We start from the raw sequence: 585 nt of genomic DNA, 5'->3' as shown, positions 1-585 counted from the left end.
AAGATGTGGAGAATGTAGAAAATGATTTTCAACTTGGAAATAGACAAAAAGAGATGATTACATATATTTATGAACATTATGATGAAGAACTTAAATTGAAAGATGTAGCTAAACATTTTTTTGTAAGTGAAGAACATTTTTCACGTATGTTCAAAAAATCGTTCGGATCAAATTTCACCACTTTTCTAACGAGATACAGGCTCTATAAAGCTTATGAAGATATTATTAAAAGTACAAATTCTATACAGGATATAGCAGTAAAACACGGATTTCCCAATGTAAAATCGTTTATTTCACAGTTTAAAGACAAATATGGATACACACCATTACAGTATAGGAAGAAAATTATATCAAAAAATGACAATAATTGAATCAAATATGAACAACAATAAAAAAACGTTCCATGTTACATTTTGTACATGGAACGTTTTTAATTTAGTGATAGAAGATGAAGTAAGATTCAAAGGGGATTTATATAATCCAAATAAATGAAAGCGCTTAAAAAAGAGAGGATGAATACTGGATGACTAGAAAATATGACTTAAACCTTTTAGAGAAAATTCAAGAAAAACAAGAAACTATCAA

General features: G+C 27.4%; 1 protein-coding gene. It reads left to right on the top strand.

Translation table 11 applies throughout. The features are described from left to right. Positions 1-371: helix-turn-helix transcriptional regulator (locus KI356_RS20100; RefSeq protein ID WP_212936252.1), on the top strand; the 371-nt coding region annotated here is incomplete at its 5' end. Positions 372-585: the final 214 nt, after the last annotated feature.

Origin of the sequence: Bacillus hominis, assembly GCF_018332515.1 — a bacterium.
GTDB lineage: Bacteria > Bacillota > Bacilli > Bacillales > Bacillaceae_G > Bacillus_A > Bacillus_A hominis.
Note: the sequence above shows the minus strand (reverse complement) of the source record. Positions and strands in the feature narration are given on the sequence as shown.